The sequence below is a fragment of the Helicobacter sp. 13S00482-2 genome (assembly GCF_002272795.1).
GTDB lineage: Bacteria > Campylobacterota > Campylobacteria > Campylobacterales > Helicobacteraceae > Helicobacter_J.
This window is the reverse complement of the sequence record NZ_MLAT01000001.1, coordinates 267,445-282,368: the sequence shown is the minus strand read 5'-3', so window position 1 is coordinate 282,368 and position 14,924 is coordinate 267,445. Positions and strand designations below refer to the sequence as shown.

General features: G+C 35.5%; 13 protein-coding genes. 10 read left to right on the top strand and 3 right to left on the bottom strand.

What is annotated here, in order from left to right; translation table 11 throughout:
* Nucleotides 1–1,444 precede the first annotated feature (1,444 nt).
* The gene (locus BKH42_RS01285) at nucleotides 1,445–2,083 is read left to right on the top strand and encodes an NAD(P)H-dependent oxidoreductase (RefSeq protein ID WP_095293970.1); all 639 of its coding nucleotides are present in this window, start codon (nucleotides 1,445–1,447) and stop codon (nucleotides 2,081–2,083) included.
* A gap of 5 nt (nucleotides 2,084–2,088) precedes the next feature.
* Here BKH42_RS01285 and BKH42_RS01280 read toward each other — a convergent pair whose 3' ends face one another.
* The gene (locus tag BKH42_RS01280; RefSeq protein ID WP_180673866.1) at nucleotides 2,089–3,105 is read right to left on the bottom strand and encodes an MraY family glycosyltransferase; all 1,017 of its coding nucleotides are present in this window, start codon (nucleotides 3,103–3,105) and stop codon (nucleotides 2,089–2,091) included.
* 100 nt (nucleotides 3,106–3,205) lie between these two features.
* Here BKH42_RS01280 and BKH42_RS01275 point away from each other — a divergent pair, with 100 nt between their 5' ends.
* From BKH42_RS01275 to BKH42_RS01260, 4 genes are all read left to right on the top strand, one after another.
* A complete protein-coding gene (locus tag BKH42_RS01275) occupies nucleotides 3,206–3,787 on the top strand; it encodes a phosphatase PAP2 family protein (RefSeq protein ID WP_095293966.1) in 582 nt (193 codons plus the stop codon).
* Between the two features lie 231 nt (nucleotides 3,788–4,018).
* Nucleotides 4,019–5,704: a methyl-accepting chemotaxis protein gene (locus tag BKH42_RS01270; protein WP_095293964.1), complete on the top strand. Its 1,686-nt coding sequence runs from the start codon at nucleotides 4,019–4,021 to the stop codon at nucleotides 5,702–5,704.
* The gene (locus BKH42_RS01265) at nucleotides 5,701–6,264 is read left to right on the top strand and encodes a CheB methylesterase domain-containing protein (RefSeq protein WP_095293962.1); all 564 of its coding nucleotides are present in this window, start codon (nucleotides 5,701–5,703) and stop codon (nucleotides 6,262–6,264) included. The genes BKH42_RS01270 and BKH42_RS01265 overlap by 4 nt, the downstream gene beginning before the upstream one ends.
* Entirely contained in the window at nucleotides 6,254–7,102 is an 849-nt protein-coding gene (locus tag BKH42_RS01260; protein WP_095293960.1) for a protein-glutamate O-methyltransferase CheR, read from the top strand. The genes BKH42_RS01265 and BKH42_RS01260 overlap by 11 nt, the downstream gene beginning before the upstream one ends.
* A 5-nt stretch (nucleotides 7,103–7,107) precedes the next feature.
* Here BKH42_RS01260 and lpxD read toward each other — a convergent pair whose 3' ends face one another.
* Nucleotides 7,108–8,079, bottom strand: coding sequence for a UDP-3-O-(3-hydroxymyristoyl)glucosamine N-acyltransferase (lpxD, locus tag BKH42_RS01255; RefSeq protein ID WP_095293956.1), 972 nt, complete (start codon nucleotides 8,077–8,079; stop codon nucleotides 7,108–7,110).
* Between the two features lie 8 nt (nucleotides 8,080–8,087).
* Nucleotides 8,088–8,789 (bottom strand): triose-phosphate isomerase, encoded by a 702-nt coding sequence (locus BKH42_RS01250; RefSeq protein ID WP_095293954.1) that lies wholly within the window; start codon nucleotides 8,787–8,789, stop codon nucleotides 8,088–8,090.
* Nucleotides 8,790–9,055: 266 nt separating this feature from the next.
* Between BKH42_RS01250 and BKH42_RS01245 the strand changes: the two genes are divergently transcribed.
* The 5 genes from BKH42_RS01245 to BKH42_RS01225 all read left to right on the top strand — a co-directional run bounded on the left by BKH42_RS01245 (nucleotide 9,056) and on the right by BKH42_RS01225 (nucleotide 14,452).
* Nucleotides 9,056–9,253 (top strand): hypothetical protein, encoded by a 198-nt coding sequence (locus BKH42_RS01245; RefSeq protein WP_095293952.1) that lies wholly within the window; start codon nucleotides 9,056–9,058, stop codon nucleotides 9,251–9,253.
* Between the two features lie 99 nt (nucleotides 9,254–9,352).
* Entirely contained in the window at nucleotides 9,353–10,114 is a 762-nt protein-coding gene (locus tag BKH42_RS01240; protein WP_095293950.1) for a fumarate reductase cytochrome b subunit, read from the top strand.
* 3 nt (nucleotides 10,115–10,117) lie between these two features.
* Nucleotides 10,118–12,103 carry a fumarate reductase flavoprotein subunit gene (locus tag BKH42_RS01235; RefSeq protein WP_095293948.1) on the top strand — a complete coding sequence of 662 codons (1,986 nt, stop codon included), beginning with the start codon at nucleotides 10,118–10,120 and terminating at the stop codon, nucleotides 12,101–12,103.
* A complete protein-coding gene (locus BKH42_RS01230; protein WP_095293947.1) occupies nucleotides 12,100–12,846 on the top strand; it encodes a fumarate reductase iron-sulfur subunit in 747 nt (248 codons plus the stop codon). Before BKH42_RS01235 ends, BKH42_RS01230 begins: the two co-directional genes overlap by 4 nt.
* Nucleotides 12,847–12,904: 58 nt before the next feature.
* A complete protein-coding gene (locus BKH42_RS01225) occupies nucleotides 12,905–14,452 on the top strand; it encodes a phospholipase D family protein (protein WP_095293946.1) in 1,548 nt (515 codons plus the stop codon).
* Nucleotides 14,453–14,924: the final 472 nt, after the last annotated feature.

Sequence of the window (14,924 nt, the reverse complement as noted above, 5' to 3'; positions counted from 1 at the left end):
ATGATTGAATATCTCTATAAAATACGTCATAGAATATCATTTGGTAGGGCATTTGAGAAGTTTTGATTTATGAGTACTAAATTTCAAAAAGGAAAGAATATTCGTTCTATTTGAATGGGTGTTAGGGTGATGAGAAGATGAGAAAAGAGAGGTTTTGAGACAAAAAAGAGTGAAGAAGAGAGGGTGTTATGCAGGGTTTGGGTTTCAGACAGGAGAGCGGAGGGGTTTTATACGGGATTTGAGTTTGAGATAAAAAGAGTGAAGGGAGCATGTCCCTCTGATGTTTTCAATAGGAATTTGAGACAAAAAAGCAGGAGAGGCTATGTGGAGTTTCAGACAATGGAGTGAAGGGAGCATGTCCCTCTGATGTTTTCAATAGGAATTTGAGACAAAAAAGCAGGAGGGGGGGGGTTGAATAATTGTAAGGATTATATGTGGTTTGAGTTTGATATGAAAAAGAGGAGTGAAGAAGAGAGGGTGTTATGCAGGGTTTGGGTTTCAGACAGGAGAGCGGAGGGGTTTTATACGGGATTTGAGTTTGTTATAAAAAAAAAGAGTGAAGGGAGCATGTCCCTCTGATGTTTTCAATAGGAATTTGAGACAAAAAAGCAGGAGGGGGGGGGTTGAATAATTGTAAGGATTATATGTGGTTTGAGTTTGATATAAAAAAGAGGAGTGAAGAAGAGAGGGTTTCAGGCAAAGGAGTGAAGGGGCTATGTGAGGGTTTGAGTTTGAAGGGAGGATTTTTTGATAAGAGGGAAATTTGTTTTATTTTCATAAGAGAGGGCAAAAAAGGAACGTAAGAGGTGAGAGGAGGAGATAAAAATAACACAGATGATAGACTTTGAGATGTTGGTGAAGACGTTATGTTGGTTTAAAGGTCATAAAACTTCATTGATTTGCCTAGAATCAATCTTTATTCTTCGTGAGGTTTGGGTTTGTTATAAAAAATGGAGTGAATGCGTTACGTGCGGTTTGGGTTTGAGAGAAGCGAGTGAAGAAGAGAGGGTGTTATGCATAAAACTTCACTGATGATGTCAAAATGTGATGACATTGTGGAAGAACGATAAGCATTTCAAATAAATCTGATTAAAAGGATTTTGGGTATAGAGATGATAGAAGAACAAATAAAGAATGCAAATCAGTGGTGTTGATTTGGCTTGTGAGAAAACTTTAGAGAACTACTCAATAATGAGTTCAATTATCCATAAAAGACTTCTTGTGATAAGACCTGCAATTGGATTTGAGAAGCTTTGATTTATGAGTACTAATTGGATGTGTGTTAGGGTGATGAGAAGATGAAAAAATGATTTGAGCTGTGAGTGGGAAATAGGTTTTGAGGATTTTGCTATCTAGAAATCTTGAATATTTCTTATTCAGGGGTGTTTGTATGGTATCATCAATCTTCATATAAAAAATTATTGATTGGATTGAAAGGGATTTTATGAGAAAAGATGAGATTTTAGACATTATTAAACGTCGTTATTCTTGTAGGGATTTTGATAGGGATAAAAAAATATCTCTAGAGGATTTTGAGGTGATTTTAGAAGCTGGGAGGTTCGCACCAAGTTCGCTTGGGTTAGAGCCTTGGAAGTTTGTGGTTATCACTTCGGATTTTTTAAAAAATGAAATTGCCAAAGATGCTCTGGGGAATCAAACCAAAATCCAAGATTGTTCGCATTTGGTGGTTGTGAATGGTCTCATAGGTGATATGATCAGACCTGATTGTCATTATGTGAAAAGTCTCTATGAAGGTATGGATATTTATGCTGTGATTTCAGAAATGATTTTATCGGTTCGAGAAAATCGCCTGAAAGGGAATGAAAAAGCTATCGATGCTTATGTTGCTGAGCAATGTTTTATTGCTATTGGGCAGATGACTCAAACTGCTGCGATGCTAGATATTGATTCGTGTATTATTGGTGGATTTTATGCCAAAGGATTGAAGAAGCTATTGAATGAGTATATTGATATGGAATGTTTGAATCCTGTTTGCTTGATAAGTTTTGGGTATTCAATAGGCAATAGGATTCCTAATAAACACCGAAAGCCTTATGAAGAGGCTGTAAAATGGCTTCATTAGAGGTTTTAGGAATTTGAGCTGAGTAGTTTTTTGTAAATGAGCATATAAATAATGATGAATGCGATGGAGATTCCTATTAAGATCCAATCATCGTGCATAAAAACTACAGCAAGAACCATAAAGGGGAGATTGAAAAGCCATATTAGAGTTGCTGTGAGTGGGTTGTTTTTGATTTTTGAATAAATGAGTGTGTGAAGGTGTTCTTTGTCGGGCTCAGTGGTGGATTTTTTATTCAAAACTCTTCTAATCATGGAATATATCACTTCCCAAACAGGATAAATCATCACTGCGAGTCCAAACCAGGCGGAAATACCAACGTTTTTTTGTGCGAGAATAGCTAGAAGCAGTGCGATGATGAACCCTAACATATAAGCCCCTCCATCTCCTAAGAATATCTTGCCCTTTGGAAAATTCAGAGCTAAAAAGCCCATAGTTGAAGCTATACCGATAATGGAAGTGAAAAAAATAAAATCTACTTTCAAAATAAAAGCCACTATAGCAATACACAAAAATACCATCAAAGAAAATCCTCCAGCAAGTCCATTGAATCCATCGATGATATTCATAGCATTGCAAACCCCTACAATACCAAATAATGCTAATGCAATACCTGCAAAATAGGGTAATGTGATAATTGGTGATAGATTTGTGATGGAGGCTTGCATTCCAAATACAGCTATGGCACTCCCTAATAGCTGAATATAAAGACGGGCTTTTGGAGAGAGAGAAGTTGAAAAATCCTCTAATAGTCCGCTACAAAATACTATGGCTATGGCCAATAGAAAATATAAATTTGTATCTTTGAAGATCAAAAAAATGATAAAGAAACTCACAAATATACCGATTCCACCAGCTCTTGAAGTAGGGATATTGTGGAAGCGTTGGGGCTTGAGATTGTCGATTTTGTCTATGAAGATATGAAATTTTTTGGAGATTAAGATGATGATGCTTGAAGTGAGCAAGGAGATAAGAAAACCTGCAAGAATGATCCATATTATTGAATGATTGCTTGAAAATTCCATATCCATCCTTTGGTTTATTTGGAGGGTATTATATATTATTTGTATCGGTTTGAATGTGATTTTTTAATATAATTTTAGTTCATATGTTAGGAGAGGTTTGATGAAGAAAATAATTTTTTGCGTGATGATTGTTTGGAGTGCTTGTTCTAATATCGCAGTTGCCAGAGATGACTTTGAGAGATTTGGAGATGTTTTTAGGCTTTTGCCTGTATTTGTTGCAGTGGTTTCTTTGGGAATGAAAGATTATAGGGGTTTTACAGAACTAGCTGTGGGTAGTTTGGTAACTCAGGGAATCATAGAAGGCGTGAAGTGGAGTTTTGATAGTGCTCATAAAAAAGGTCATTCAATAGCTTTTGCAAAGCGTCCTTGTTGTGATGACTATAAAGGTATGCCAAGCGGACATGCTGGAGGAGCTTTTAGTGCGGCGGGGTTTGTGTTTTATCGATATGGATATAAACCTGCATTGCCAGTTATTGCACTTGCATTATTGACAGATGCATCTAGGGTGTATGCAGGGAAGCACAGTATTTGGCAGGTTGCTGTAGGAAGTCTTATTGGTTGGGGTGTTTCTTGGGTGGTTACTAGCAAGTATATGCCGAAAAATTTGAGTATCACTCCAGATGTGGATTCTGATATGCGTGGTCAAATGAATTATGGTATTAATGTTGCCTATCGTTTTTGAGTTCAATTGGTACTGTTATGTCAATGATTATGAACAAAAGGAATGCAATGGGGGGTAAGAATTTGATATTGTGTTTGATGGTGTGGTTTTTAGTATGTTTTTATTTTGAATAAAATAATATTGCAAAAATATTATTTTAGATATAATTTCAATGAATAGAATTTAAGTCTATTTTGAAACTAGGTGAAAATAGACTTGCTTTCAAATACTTTAATGTCTTAAGGAGTTTTTATGACCATATCCTCGCGTATTATTGCAATATTGGTTGGATCTATGATTTTACTGACGGGAATTATCGTTTTTAGTTCGTTCAGACTCAATTTGGATATTGAGAGCTTTCTAGTCAATAAGCTTGATCAACGTGCTATTGATGAGAGAAAAGGACAACTTAGAGATGCCTATGAGCTGATTGATCATGCTACCCATGTGATGTCCAAGAGCTATTCTAGAGATGGTAGAATGGGGTATTTAGAGTCAGATATTATGCAGATACTTAAAAATATCAATGATTCAGATAATGCGATTTATCCTCTTATTATAAAAACCGATGGGACAGTGCTTTTTGATCCAGTTAATCCTCAAAATGAAGGAAAAAATGGAATGAGGCTTACTTCTGCTGATGGAGTTCCATATGTAAAGGGTTTCATTGAAGTTTCTAAAAGAGGTGGGGGCTATCTGCAATATAAAATGGCAAAGACACAAGGAGGGGTGCCAGAGGATAAAATCGCTTATGCACAAGTGGATCGAGATTCGGGATATATCGTGATTGTAACTGCCTATATTGGGGATATTTTAAAGTCAAATCAACAAATTAAAAATGAAGTTTCAGAGTCTATAGAGCAAGGTCTTATGAAGTTTGTGATGGTTGGATTGATAGTGGTTATTTTGATTACTGTGGCGTCTTTCTTCTATGTTCGTCAGAGCATCATCAATCCTTTGAAAAATTTGATTCATCGTGCTAGAAATTTATCTAGTGGAGATGGAGATCTTACTAGAAAGCTTGAAATTAAAGGTAGAGATGAGGTGGCACAAGCTAGTGAGGCAATCAATAACTTCATAGAAAAAGTTAGGGTTCTTATTGTTGAGGCCAAGCAACTATCAACAGAGAACTCTTCTATTGCACACGAGCTAAGCTCTACATCGTTGCAGACTGGAAATCGTGTGGAAGAATCTACAAATATTGTTTCAGATGTGACGGTTAAAAGCAAAGAGATAAAACAAGAGATGCACGCTTCTATTGATGTAGCACAAGATAGCAAAAAAGATCTTCAAGAGGCTAGAGCTTATGTTCATACTGCAAATGAGGCTATTGGAAATCTTTCTAATCAAATTGTTATCTCTGCAAAAACAGAAGCAGAACTTGCTGTGAAAATTGAGCAGTTGAGTAAAAATGCTGATGATGTTAAATCTATTCTTTATATCATTGATGAAATTGCCGATCAAACCAATCTTTTAGCACTCAATGCTGCTATTGAAGCTGCTAGAGCTGGAGAACATGGTAGAGGTTTTGCGGTGGTTGCTGATGAGGTTAGGAATCTCGCAGAGAGAACACAAAAAAGCCTCACTGAAATCAATTCTACAATTTCTGTGATCGTGCAAGAGATTTCAGATGCGAGTGAGCAAATGAACAAAAACTCTCAAAAAATTGAAGAATTGACACATATTTCTAGTGAAGTTCAAGATAAAATAACAAGTATGAATAAGATCATGAATGATGCTATCACCACCGCTGATAAGACTGTGGATAATTACATCGAAACTGGAAAAAGTATCGAAGGAATCATACAGGGAGTTTCAGGAATCAATGATATATCTACAGAGAATGCAAGAAGTGTGGAAGAAATTGCTAGTGTTGCTGAACACCTTAATAAGATGACAGAGATCTTGAATAACAAACTTGCTGAGTTTAAGACTTGAGAAAGTCCAAACTCGTTCTTATCGGGGCCTCTACAGGAGGTCCTGGCCACCTCAACAGACTTCTAAAAGACATAAATAATTCTGATGTTCCCATCGTCATCGCCCAACATATGAATACTGTTTTTATTCCCTATTTTGTTTCTCAATTTGGGCGTGGCATCAATATGGAAATCACAGAAGTTTCACAAAGAGAGCTTTTATCTGGCAAGGTTTTTATATGCAGTAAAACCTCTGTTGTATCTGAAGATACCCCACTTAGCATCATTCCTAAAGACGTCGCTAGTATTTATAATCCCAATATCAATGTTTTGTTTCACTCTGCTGTCCATATTTGTGGCTTTATTGATGTGTTGGCGATTCTTCTTACGGGTATTGGGGATGATGGTGCAAAGGGTCTTTTTGATCTTTATCGTGCTGGAGCTACCTGTATTGCTGAGAGTGAAGAGAGTGCGATTGTCTATGGAATGCCCAAAAAAGCAAAGGAAATCAATCCTGATGTGAATGTGATGCACTTAGATAATATCAGAACAAGATTGGAGAGTTTTTTATATGTTTTTTAAGAAGAAAGAGAAAGAGGTTATTGTAGATCAAAAAGAGGAGTTTTTCCCACTTCCTAATGATGATGATGGCTTATCAGAGTTCATTTCAACTATCAGGAAAATTTCTGGCGTGGATCTAACTCCAAAACAAGATGTTATCAAACATCGATTGAGTTATTTTGCACAAGCTCATCGTATTTCTTCTTTTAGGGATTTAAGCAATAAGGTTTTGGGGGATAGTCTTTTTAGGCAGGAAGCTCTTAATTTGGTTACTGTGAATGAAACTTATTTTTACAGAGAGTTGTTACAGCTTGAAGCTGCACTTGATTTTGCCAAATCACTTCAAGGGGATATAAGGATTCTTTCAGCTCCTTGTTCAAGTGGAGATGAGGTCTATTCTATAGGGATGCTGATCTCTCAAGCAGGGATTAACCTTGATAGAGTCCAGATATTTGGAGTTGATATTAACTCTGATGCTATCACTCAGGCACAAGAGGGTGTTTATTCCGCAAGATCATTGCATCGCTTGGATGATGAGTTGCAAAATAGATTTTTTGATTCTGTAGAAAAAGATTTTAAAATCAAAAAGAGATTGTTGCCAAAGTGTGAGTGCAAACTCATCAATATTTTTGATGAGGCTTTTTTGGAATTAGGAGAGTTTGATATTATTTTTTCACGTAATATGATGATTTATTTTGATGAGGCCTATCGCCTTAAAACAATACAGAGATTTTATAAAGTTCTTAAAGAAAATGGACGAATGTATGTCGGACACGCAGATTTGATTCCAAATAGCCCACTTTTTGATAAAAACATTCTCGGGCGAGTTGTTTATTATCAAAAAGCAAAAAATACTTAGATAGATTATTCGCTTTTCTTTTTCACCATTCTGCGTAATGTAACGAAGAATTTCATCCATTCATCTAGTTCCATTAGTGGATGACCTCCCCATTTGGTATTTGGCGGAAGATTCTTTCCGACAGCCCCTCTTCCTGCTATTTGCGTGAAATCTCCTATATGAATGTGTCCGCCAGTCCCTGCTTGGCCACCCATAACTACATTTCTGCCTGTGGTAGTGGATCCAGCAAGTCCAACCTGAGAGACAAGTAGAGTATGTTCTCCTATGATGCAGTTATGACCAATTTGCACAAGGTTGTCGATTTTTGAGCCTTTTTTGATTCTTGTTTCTCCAAATACAGCTCTATCGATGGTATTATTCGCTCCTATTTCAACATCATCTTCAATCACGACTTTGCCATTATGCTCAATTTTTATATGCTCACCTTTTTCATTATGAGCATATCCAAATCCATCACTTCCAATAACTGTTCCTGCGTGTATAAAAACATTATTCCCAATTTGACTCTCTCTATAGATCACGACATTGGGAAATATCTTGCACCCATCTCCGATGATGACATTATCGCTAATGACTACTCCAGGCATCAATAAACAATTCTTACCAATTTTTATATTTTCACCTAAAAATACATTTGGCATTATGGTGGTATTTTCACCAATTTGGGTTTTATGTTTTTCAATTAGCGGATGTGCAAACTCATCTTTGGCAAAAAAGGCAGAAAGTTTTGCAAAAGCCAAATGAGGATCAGGGACAATAATAGGCTGTATGTGAGCAGGAACACTTTTAATATCTTTTTCTTTGATGAGAACTGCACCAGTTTTTGAGTCTTTGAGATTTTCTAGATATTTACTTTGGTCAATGTAGCTAACTTCGTTTTCTGATGCACTCTCTAAAGGTGCAAGTGCTTTGACTTCAAAATCCCTATCAAGTGAGGTATCAATACCTATGGATTGCAACATTTTACTAAGTTTCATTTTCTCTCCTATTTTTCTCTTGCTTTTTTTATGATTTCATAGAAACTTTCCATATCAAGTGAGGCACTTCCAACAAGAACGCCATCAACCTCTTTTGTATTTAAAATTTCTGAAGCATTTTTTGCATTCACACTTCCTCCATATAAAACAGGAGCATCGCAAATACTTTTAATGAAACAATGTGTTTGGCTTATTTGTTCAAGCGAGGCACTCATTCCGCTCCCAATAGCCCAGATGGGTTCATAAGCAACGATAAGTTTTGGGTATTTTATGGGGATATTCTCAAACTGAGTTTGAATGAATTTTTTAACATCTTCAAAACCCTTTTCTCGAACACATAGACTTTCTCCCACACAATAAATAATTTCAAATTCTTCCTTCATAAAAAAATTAAATTTTTCAGCACAGAATTCTTGTGATTCTTTTAAAATATTCCTTCTTTCGCTGTGTCCTATGAGGATGGTTTTTATATTTAATTCTTTGAGTGCTTGCAGACCTATTTCACCAGTAAATGCTCCATTAAAAATAGGATAGGCATTTTGAGTCCCTATATTTAAATGTTTGAAGTTATTTTCACATAGAGCTATTGGAGTTGGAAAAATATAAACCTTATCAGATGGTAAAAGTTTTTTATCAAGCGATTGAATGTATTCTTCCGTGCTTTTTCTTGTGTGATTGGTTTTGAAGTTTGCTGCAATAATTTTTGTCATAATGCCTCTTTAAAGTATTATTTGGAATATTTTAGCATTTTAGCAAGTATTTTAGAAATTGAGTTCTTTTGATTTGAGAAAACCGTCTCATTTGTTTGAAGCTTGGGAGAATCCTTTTTTGTGAGTTCTTTTAAAAATTTTTACAAAAAGTATCATCGTTATTTGTTGAAATAAGCATTTATGAATAAGTTTAAAATTTTTAAGACAACTTTTAACAAAAATTGTCTTATAATTATGGCCAACGCAATTAGAGTTTAGGAGATTGAATGTGGGTCAATTTTTCATCCATCAACCCTCAAAGCGGTCTTGTAGCAAATGTGGTGAGTAGTTTTACCAATATTAACAATAAGGAAGCATTTGGCATCAAGATCCATCTCAAAGACAATAATCATAGCGTCAGTACTTTCGTAATTCTTGCAGAGCATTCCCCGTTGGTGCAAAAAAATCCTAGATTTATTGATTAGGGTGTAAAAGCTAAAGCTGAATGTTTATGTAATTGGGGTTATTGAATTGATGAGAAGTTATTTTGGTTGATTGAATTCATACAATAAAAGGAGAGATAGATGCAACAAGATAAAATCATTGAAGGTTATTTGGGTATTACCCCTGAACGCAAAAAGAGTAAAACTCCCGCTAAACTTGATTTTTGGCAAAGTGCAACAGGGTTATTTTTAGCATTGTTTATGATAGCCCATATGTTTTTGGTATCAAGCATACTCATCAGTGATGAGGCTATGTATAAAGTCGCTAAGTTCTTTGAAGGAAGCTTTATCACTAAGGCAGGGAATCCTGCTATCGTGAGTGGTGTTGCTGTGGTCATTATCATTGTTTTGGTGGTACATGCTTTTTTGGCGATGAGAAAATTTCCCATCAACTACAGGCAATTGATGATTTTAAAAACGCATAAACATTTAATGAAGCATAGTGATACGAGTTTGTGGGTTATTCAAGCTGGGACTGGATTTGCGATGTTTTTCTTAGCTAGTGTGCATTTGTTCGTAATGCTTACACAACCTGATACAATAGGGCCAAATGGTTCTGCCTATCGATTTGTGAGTGAGCATTTTTGGTTACTTTATATCTTTTTACTTTTTGCTGTTGAATTGCACGGATCTATTGGACTTTATAGATTGTGTATCAAATGGGGTTGGTTTGAAAAATTCGGTATTGCTAATCTTAGAAGAGTTAAATGGGCAATGAGTGTATTTTTTATTGTTTTGGGGCTTTTTACTTATTATGCTTATATTTCAAAAGGACTCACTCAGACAGATTCAAATATAAATTACAAGCATATTGACACACAAATATATGGCAAGGGAGAATAAGCTATGAAGGTAACATATTGCGATTCATTGATTATCGGTGGCGGTTTGGCAGGTCTTAGAGCGGCGGTTTCTGCAAAACAAAAGGGCTTGAATGTTATTGTTTTGAGTCTAGTTCCTGTACGTAGGAGTCACTCAGCGGCAGCACAAGGCGGTATGCAGGCAAGTCTTGGAAATGGAAAAATGAGTGAAGGAGATAATGAAGATCTTCATTTTATGGATACTGTGAAGGGTAGCGATTGGGGATGCGATCAAAATGTAGCTAGAATGTTTGTTACCACAGCACCTAAGGCGATCAGAGAATTGGCTGGATTTGGGGTGCCTTGGACACGTATTAAAAAAGGGGATAGACCTGCAGTTATCAATGGTGAGCACGTTACAATCACAGAAGAAGCCAATAAACACGGTTATATTCAATCCAGAGATTTTGGAGGGACAAAAAAATGGAGAACTTGCTTTACTGCTGATGCAACTGGGCATTCTATGTTGTATGCTGTGGCTAATGAAGCTTATAAAAATGGCGTGGATATTCGAGATAGAAAAGAAGCAGTTTCAATCATTCATGAAAATGGTAGGTGCTATGGTGCTATTGTGAGAGATCTTATCACAGGTGAAATTTCTGCGTACATTTCAAAAGGCACCTTGTTGGCTACAGGTGGTTATGGTCGTGTTTATGCACATACTACAAATGCTGTTATATGCGATGGAGTGGGAGCTGCTATAGCTATGGAAACAGGCATTGCAAAACTTGGGAATATGGAAGCAGTTCAGTTCCATCCAACTTGTTTGGTTCCTAGCGGAATTTTAATGACTGAAGGTTGTCGTGGAGATGGCGGGGTTCTTAGAGACAAAGATGGCTATCGTTTTATGCCTGATTATGAGCCTGAGAAAAAAGAATTAGCAAGTCGAGATGTTGTTTCTAGGAGGATATTAGAGCATATTAAAAGTGGCAAAGGCGTTAAATCGCCCTATGGAGAGCACGTGTGGCTAGATATTTCAATTTTGGGTCGATCTCATATTGAGCGAAATTTGCGAGATGTTCAAGATATTGCTAAAACTTTTGCTGGTATTGATCCTGCTGATGAAGGTAGCAAAGGATGGGTTCCTATTAAGCCGATGCAACATTATTCAATGGGTGGTGTGAGGACAAATTATCAAGGTCATACACACTTAAAAGGATTGTTTTGTGCAGGTGAAGCATCTTGTTGGGATCTACATGGATTTAATCGTTTAGGAGGGAACTCTGTTAGCGAAGCAGTGGTGGCTGGTATGATTATTGGGGATTATTTTGCTGAATTTTGCGTGGATGCTGATATTGATGTAAAATCCAATACCATTGAGTGTTTTGTAAAAAAAGAGGAGACGTATTTAGCTTCTTTACTCAGTAATGGGGGGAATGAAGATGTGTATGAAATTAAAAATAAAATGAAAACAATTATGGATGAAAAAGTTGGAGTTTTCCGAGATGGCCCCTTGCTTGAAGAGGCTGTAAAGGAACTTGAAGAGCTTTATAAACGTTCCAAAAATCTGAATGTGAAAAACAAAAAAATGCACAATAATCCTGAACTTGAAGATGCTTATAGAGTTCCAAGAATGCTCAAAATTGCTCTTTGTGTCGCAAAAGGCGCACTAGAGAGGACGGAATCTAGAGGAGCACATACTAGAATAGATTATCCTAAACGAGATGATGAAAAATGGCTTAAAAGGACTTTAGCTTCCTGGCCTAACCCTGATCAAACGTTGCCAACTCTTGAATATGAGGATTTAGATATTATGAAGATGGAAATCACCCCAGATTTTAGAGGATATGGAGCTAAAGGAAATTTTATACCTCATCCTTTAAAAGAAAAAAGAGATGAAGAAATCAAAAAAATCACAGAAGAGACCCAAAGTAAGGGAGGTGATAGGTATCAGCTTCAGGAAGCTTTAATGCCATTTGATTTATTACCTAGATATAAAGCTAAAAATCAACGATTAGGAGATGAAAAATGAGTGCTCAAGAAAATAAAGGAAGAATCATTACAATTAGGGTTTTGAAGTTTGACCCTCAAAGTGCTGTATCTAAGCCTCATTTTAGGGAATACAAGTTAGAAGAAGCCCATTCAATGACAATTTTTATTGCTCTGAATATGATCAGGGAACATCAAGACCCTGATTTGAGTTTTGATTTTGTCTGTCGAGCAGGTATTTGTGGAAGTTGTGCAATGATGATTAATGGTCGTCCTAGACTTGCTTGCAAAACCCTTACTAAAGATTTTCCTACAGGTGTTATTACTTTGATGCCATTACCTGCATTCAAGCTGATCAAGGATTTGAGCGTGAATACTGGTGAATGGTTTGCAGGTATGACTAAACGTGTTGAGAGTTGGATACATACAAATGAAACCATTGATATTTCAAAACCTGAAGAAAAAATTGAACCTGATGTGGCTCAGGAAGTATTTGAACTTGAGAGATGCATAGAATGTGGTTGTTGTATAGCTAGTTGTGCTACCAAATTAATGCGTGAAGATTTTATTGGTGCAGCGGGAATGAATCGGGTTGTTAGATTTATGATTGATCCACATGATAAGCGAACAGATGATGATTTTTATGAGCTTGTGGGTAATGATGATGGGGTGTTTGGATGTATGAGTTTGATTGCTTGTCATGACACCTGTCCAAAAGAACTTCCATTGCAGACCAAGATCGCTTATTTGAGAAGAAAAATGCTTTCTGTAGGCACTAAGAAATGAAAAATTAAAGTCAAAGACATATGACATAAAATAAGTCTTCAGATTATCTAGGGTGAGTATGCTTGGCGGAATAAATATATTGGTTGTGGTATTTGCAGGATTATTTGTTTTGGCAGGTTGCTCCTCTATAGTTGCTTCTACGGGTGGTATTTCTAAACAAAATACAGTTTTTGATGATAGCACTTGTGAATTCAATCCCCTTCATACTGCCATAGGTGAAGTTTATTTTCAAGAACTTCAGAAATTTCCCACTCAAAGTGGTGCAATGATTATCAAAGATGGATCTTATGCACTTCTTCATCGTGCTTCTTTAGCTAGGATGGCAGAAAAAACTATTGATATTCAGACTTATATTTATAAGAATGATATTGCTTCAAGGATTTTGATGCACGAGATTTGGGAAGCCGCAAATCGTGGAGTTAAAATCAGAATCCTGATTGATGATAATGGACTTGATTCAGATTTTTCTGATGTGATTGCTTTAGATAATCATCCTAATATTAGCGTCAAAATCTTTAATCCTTATCGAAATAGAATTCGTTTTTTTAGATTCCCAGAAATGGTTTATGATTTTCAAAGAATCAATAAAAGGATGCATAACAAACTTTTTATTGTAGATGATATTGCCCTTATCATTGGTGGTAGGAATATTGCTGATAATTATTTTGATAATAATCTGAATGTTAATTTTGCTGATACAGATATTTTTTTCTTAGGGAAGGTTGCGCAAGAGGCTCATAATAGCTTTGAAGAGTATTGGAATTTTCATCGTTCTATTCCTGTAGCATTTTTGCCTTCAAAATCTAAAATGAAAAAATATATGAAAAATTATCCTAAATATATCAAAAAAATTGAGGGTTCTCCAGAGGATTGGAAAAATTATAACTTAGCTATAGACGCATTTGTTAGTAGATACAAATACAGAGGGAATCAGGTATATTGGGGGAATGCAAAGCTCATAGCTGACTCTCCTGCAAAGGTAGAAAAAAAAATCCCTAGCCCTATAGCAGCAGCACTTAAAAATATTTGGGATTCCTCAACAGATTCCATTTATATTTCTTCAGCATATTTTATACCTGGTAAAAAAGGATTGAAATATTTCAAAGATGTTATAGATAGAGGAACTGAAATTAGTATATTAACTAATTCACTTTCTTCTACAGATGCACTCGTGATATATGGCGCTTGGGAAAGATATCGCGATAAACTTGTTAGGATGGGTGCAAATGTATATGAATATAAACGCAATGAAGGTAAGATTAAAATTCAAGGAAAACACAGTTCTGGAGCATCTTTGCATAGTAAAACTATTGTATTTGATGATAAAATTACTTGGGTAGGAAGCTTTAACCTTGATCAGCGTTCTGAAAATATCAATACTGAAGTTGTTGCAGTATTTGATAATGAGGATTTTGCAAAAGAAACAAAAAAATTGATGCAAATAGAGATGAAAAAAGCTTGGCACTTAACACTTAGAAAAAATAAGGTTATATGGGAGGGAAATGAAGATGGTCAAACGATATATAAAACACATTCTCCAGACACTACGCTGTTTCTCAGAATGATTAATTTTCTTTCTAAAATTTTTCCTGAAGGTCAGATATAAACAATAAATTAAAATTATTTTATATTTTTAGCAATAATTTATTTTTATAATTGTTCATTATCTGAAAATTAATCATATTTTTAAATCTATTTTTATTATCTATCTTGAAGATTTTCACCACATCTAAAAAATCTTTATTTTTCTCATTCAATTCGTCTATAACAGAATAATCTGAGAACTCTTTAGGATATTCTTTAGAAATGTTTTTGCTTTCAAAAATTTTTCTGCATCTAAAATTAGCCCTATGTCAAAGGAATTGCTTGCTTTTTTGATTGAATTTAAAAGTTCATTATCATCTTCTATCTATTTTCAAAGTGGCTAGATAGTGTTTATTTGAGTAGCTAAAGTTGCTTGGTGCTTTGAAATGGCGTTCCCTAAAATTGAAAATACTAAGGTGGATTTTAATTTCAAATGAATAAAGCTCGATAGATAATTTTTCAAATTTATCCATAAACCGTTGGACTTTATCCTC

Bases quoted from the DNA above. Each gene is read 5' to 3' on its own strand.
- BKH42_RS01285 (WP_095293970.1), top strand. From the start codon at position 1,445: ATGAGAAAAGATGAGATTTTAGACATTATTAAACGTCGTTATTCTTGT.
- BKH42_RS01280 (WP_180673866.1), bottom strand. From the start codon at position 3,105: ATGGAATTTTCAAGCAATCATTCAATAATATGGATCATTCTTGCAGGT.
- BKH42_RS01275 (WP_095293966.1), top strand. From the start codon at position 3,206: ATGAAGAAAATAATTTTTTGCGTGATGATTGTTTGGAGTGCTTGTTCT.
- BKH42_RS01270 (WP_095293964.1), top strand. From the start codon at position 4,019: ATGACCATATCCTCGCGTATTATTGCAATATTGGTTGGATCTATGATT.
- BKH42_RS01260 (WP_095293960.1), top strand. From the start codon at position 6,254: ATGTTTTTTAAGAAGAAAGAGAAAGAGGTTATTGTAGATCAAAAAGAG.
- lpxD (WP_095293956.1), bottom strand. From the start codon at position 8,079: ATGAAACTTAGTAAAATGTTGCAATCCATAGGTATTGATACCTCACTT.
- BKH42_RS01250 (WP_095293954.1), bottom strand. From the start codon at position 8,789: ATGACAAAAATTATTGCAGCAAACTTCAAAACCAATCACACAAGAAAA.
- BKH42_RS01245 (WP_095293952.1), top strand. From the start codon at position 9,056: ATGTGGGTCAATTTTTCATCCATCAACCCTCAAAGCGGTCTTGTAGCA.
- BKH42_RS01240 (WP_095293950.1), top strand. From the start codon at position 9,353: ATGCAACAAGATAAAATCATTGAAGGTTATTTGGGTATTACCCCTGAA.
- BKH42_RS01235 (WP_095293948.1), top strand. From the start codon at position 10,118: ATGAAGGTAACATATTGCGATTCATTGATTATCGGTGGCGGTTTGGCA.
- BKH42_RS01230 (WP_095293947.1), top strand. From the start codon at position 12,100: ATGAGTGCTCAAGAAAATAAAGGAAGAATCATTACAATTAGGGTTTTG.
- BKH42_RS01225 (WP_095293946.1), top strand. From the start codon at position 12,905: ATGCTTGGCGGAATAAATATATTGGTTGTGGTATTTGCAGGATTATTT.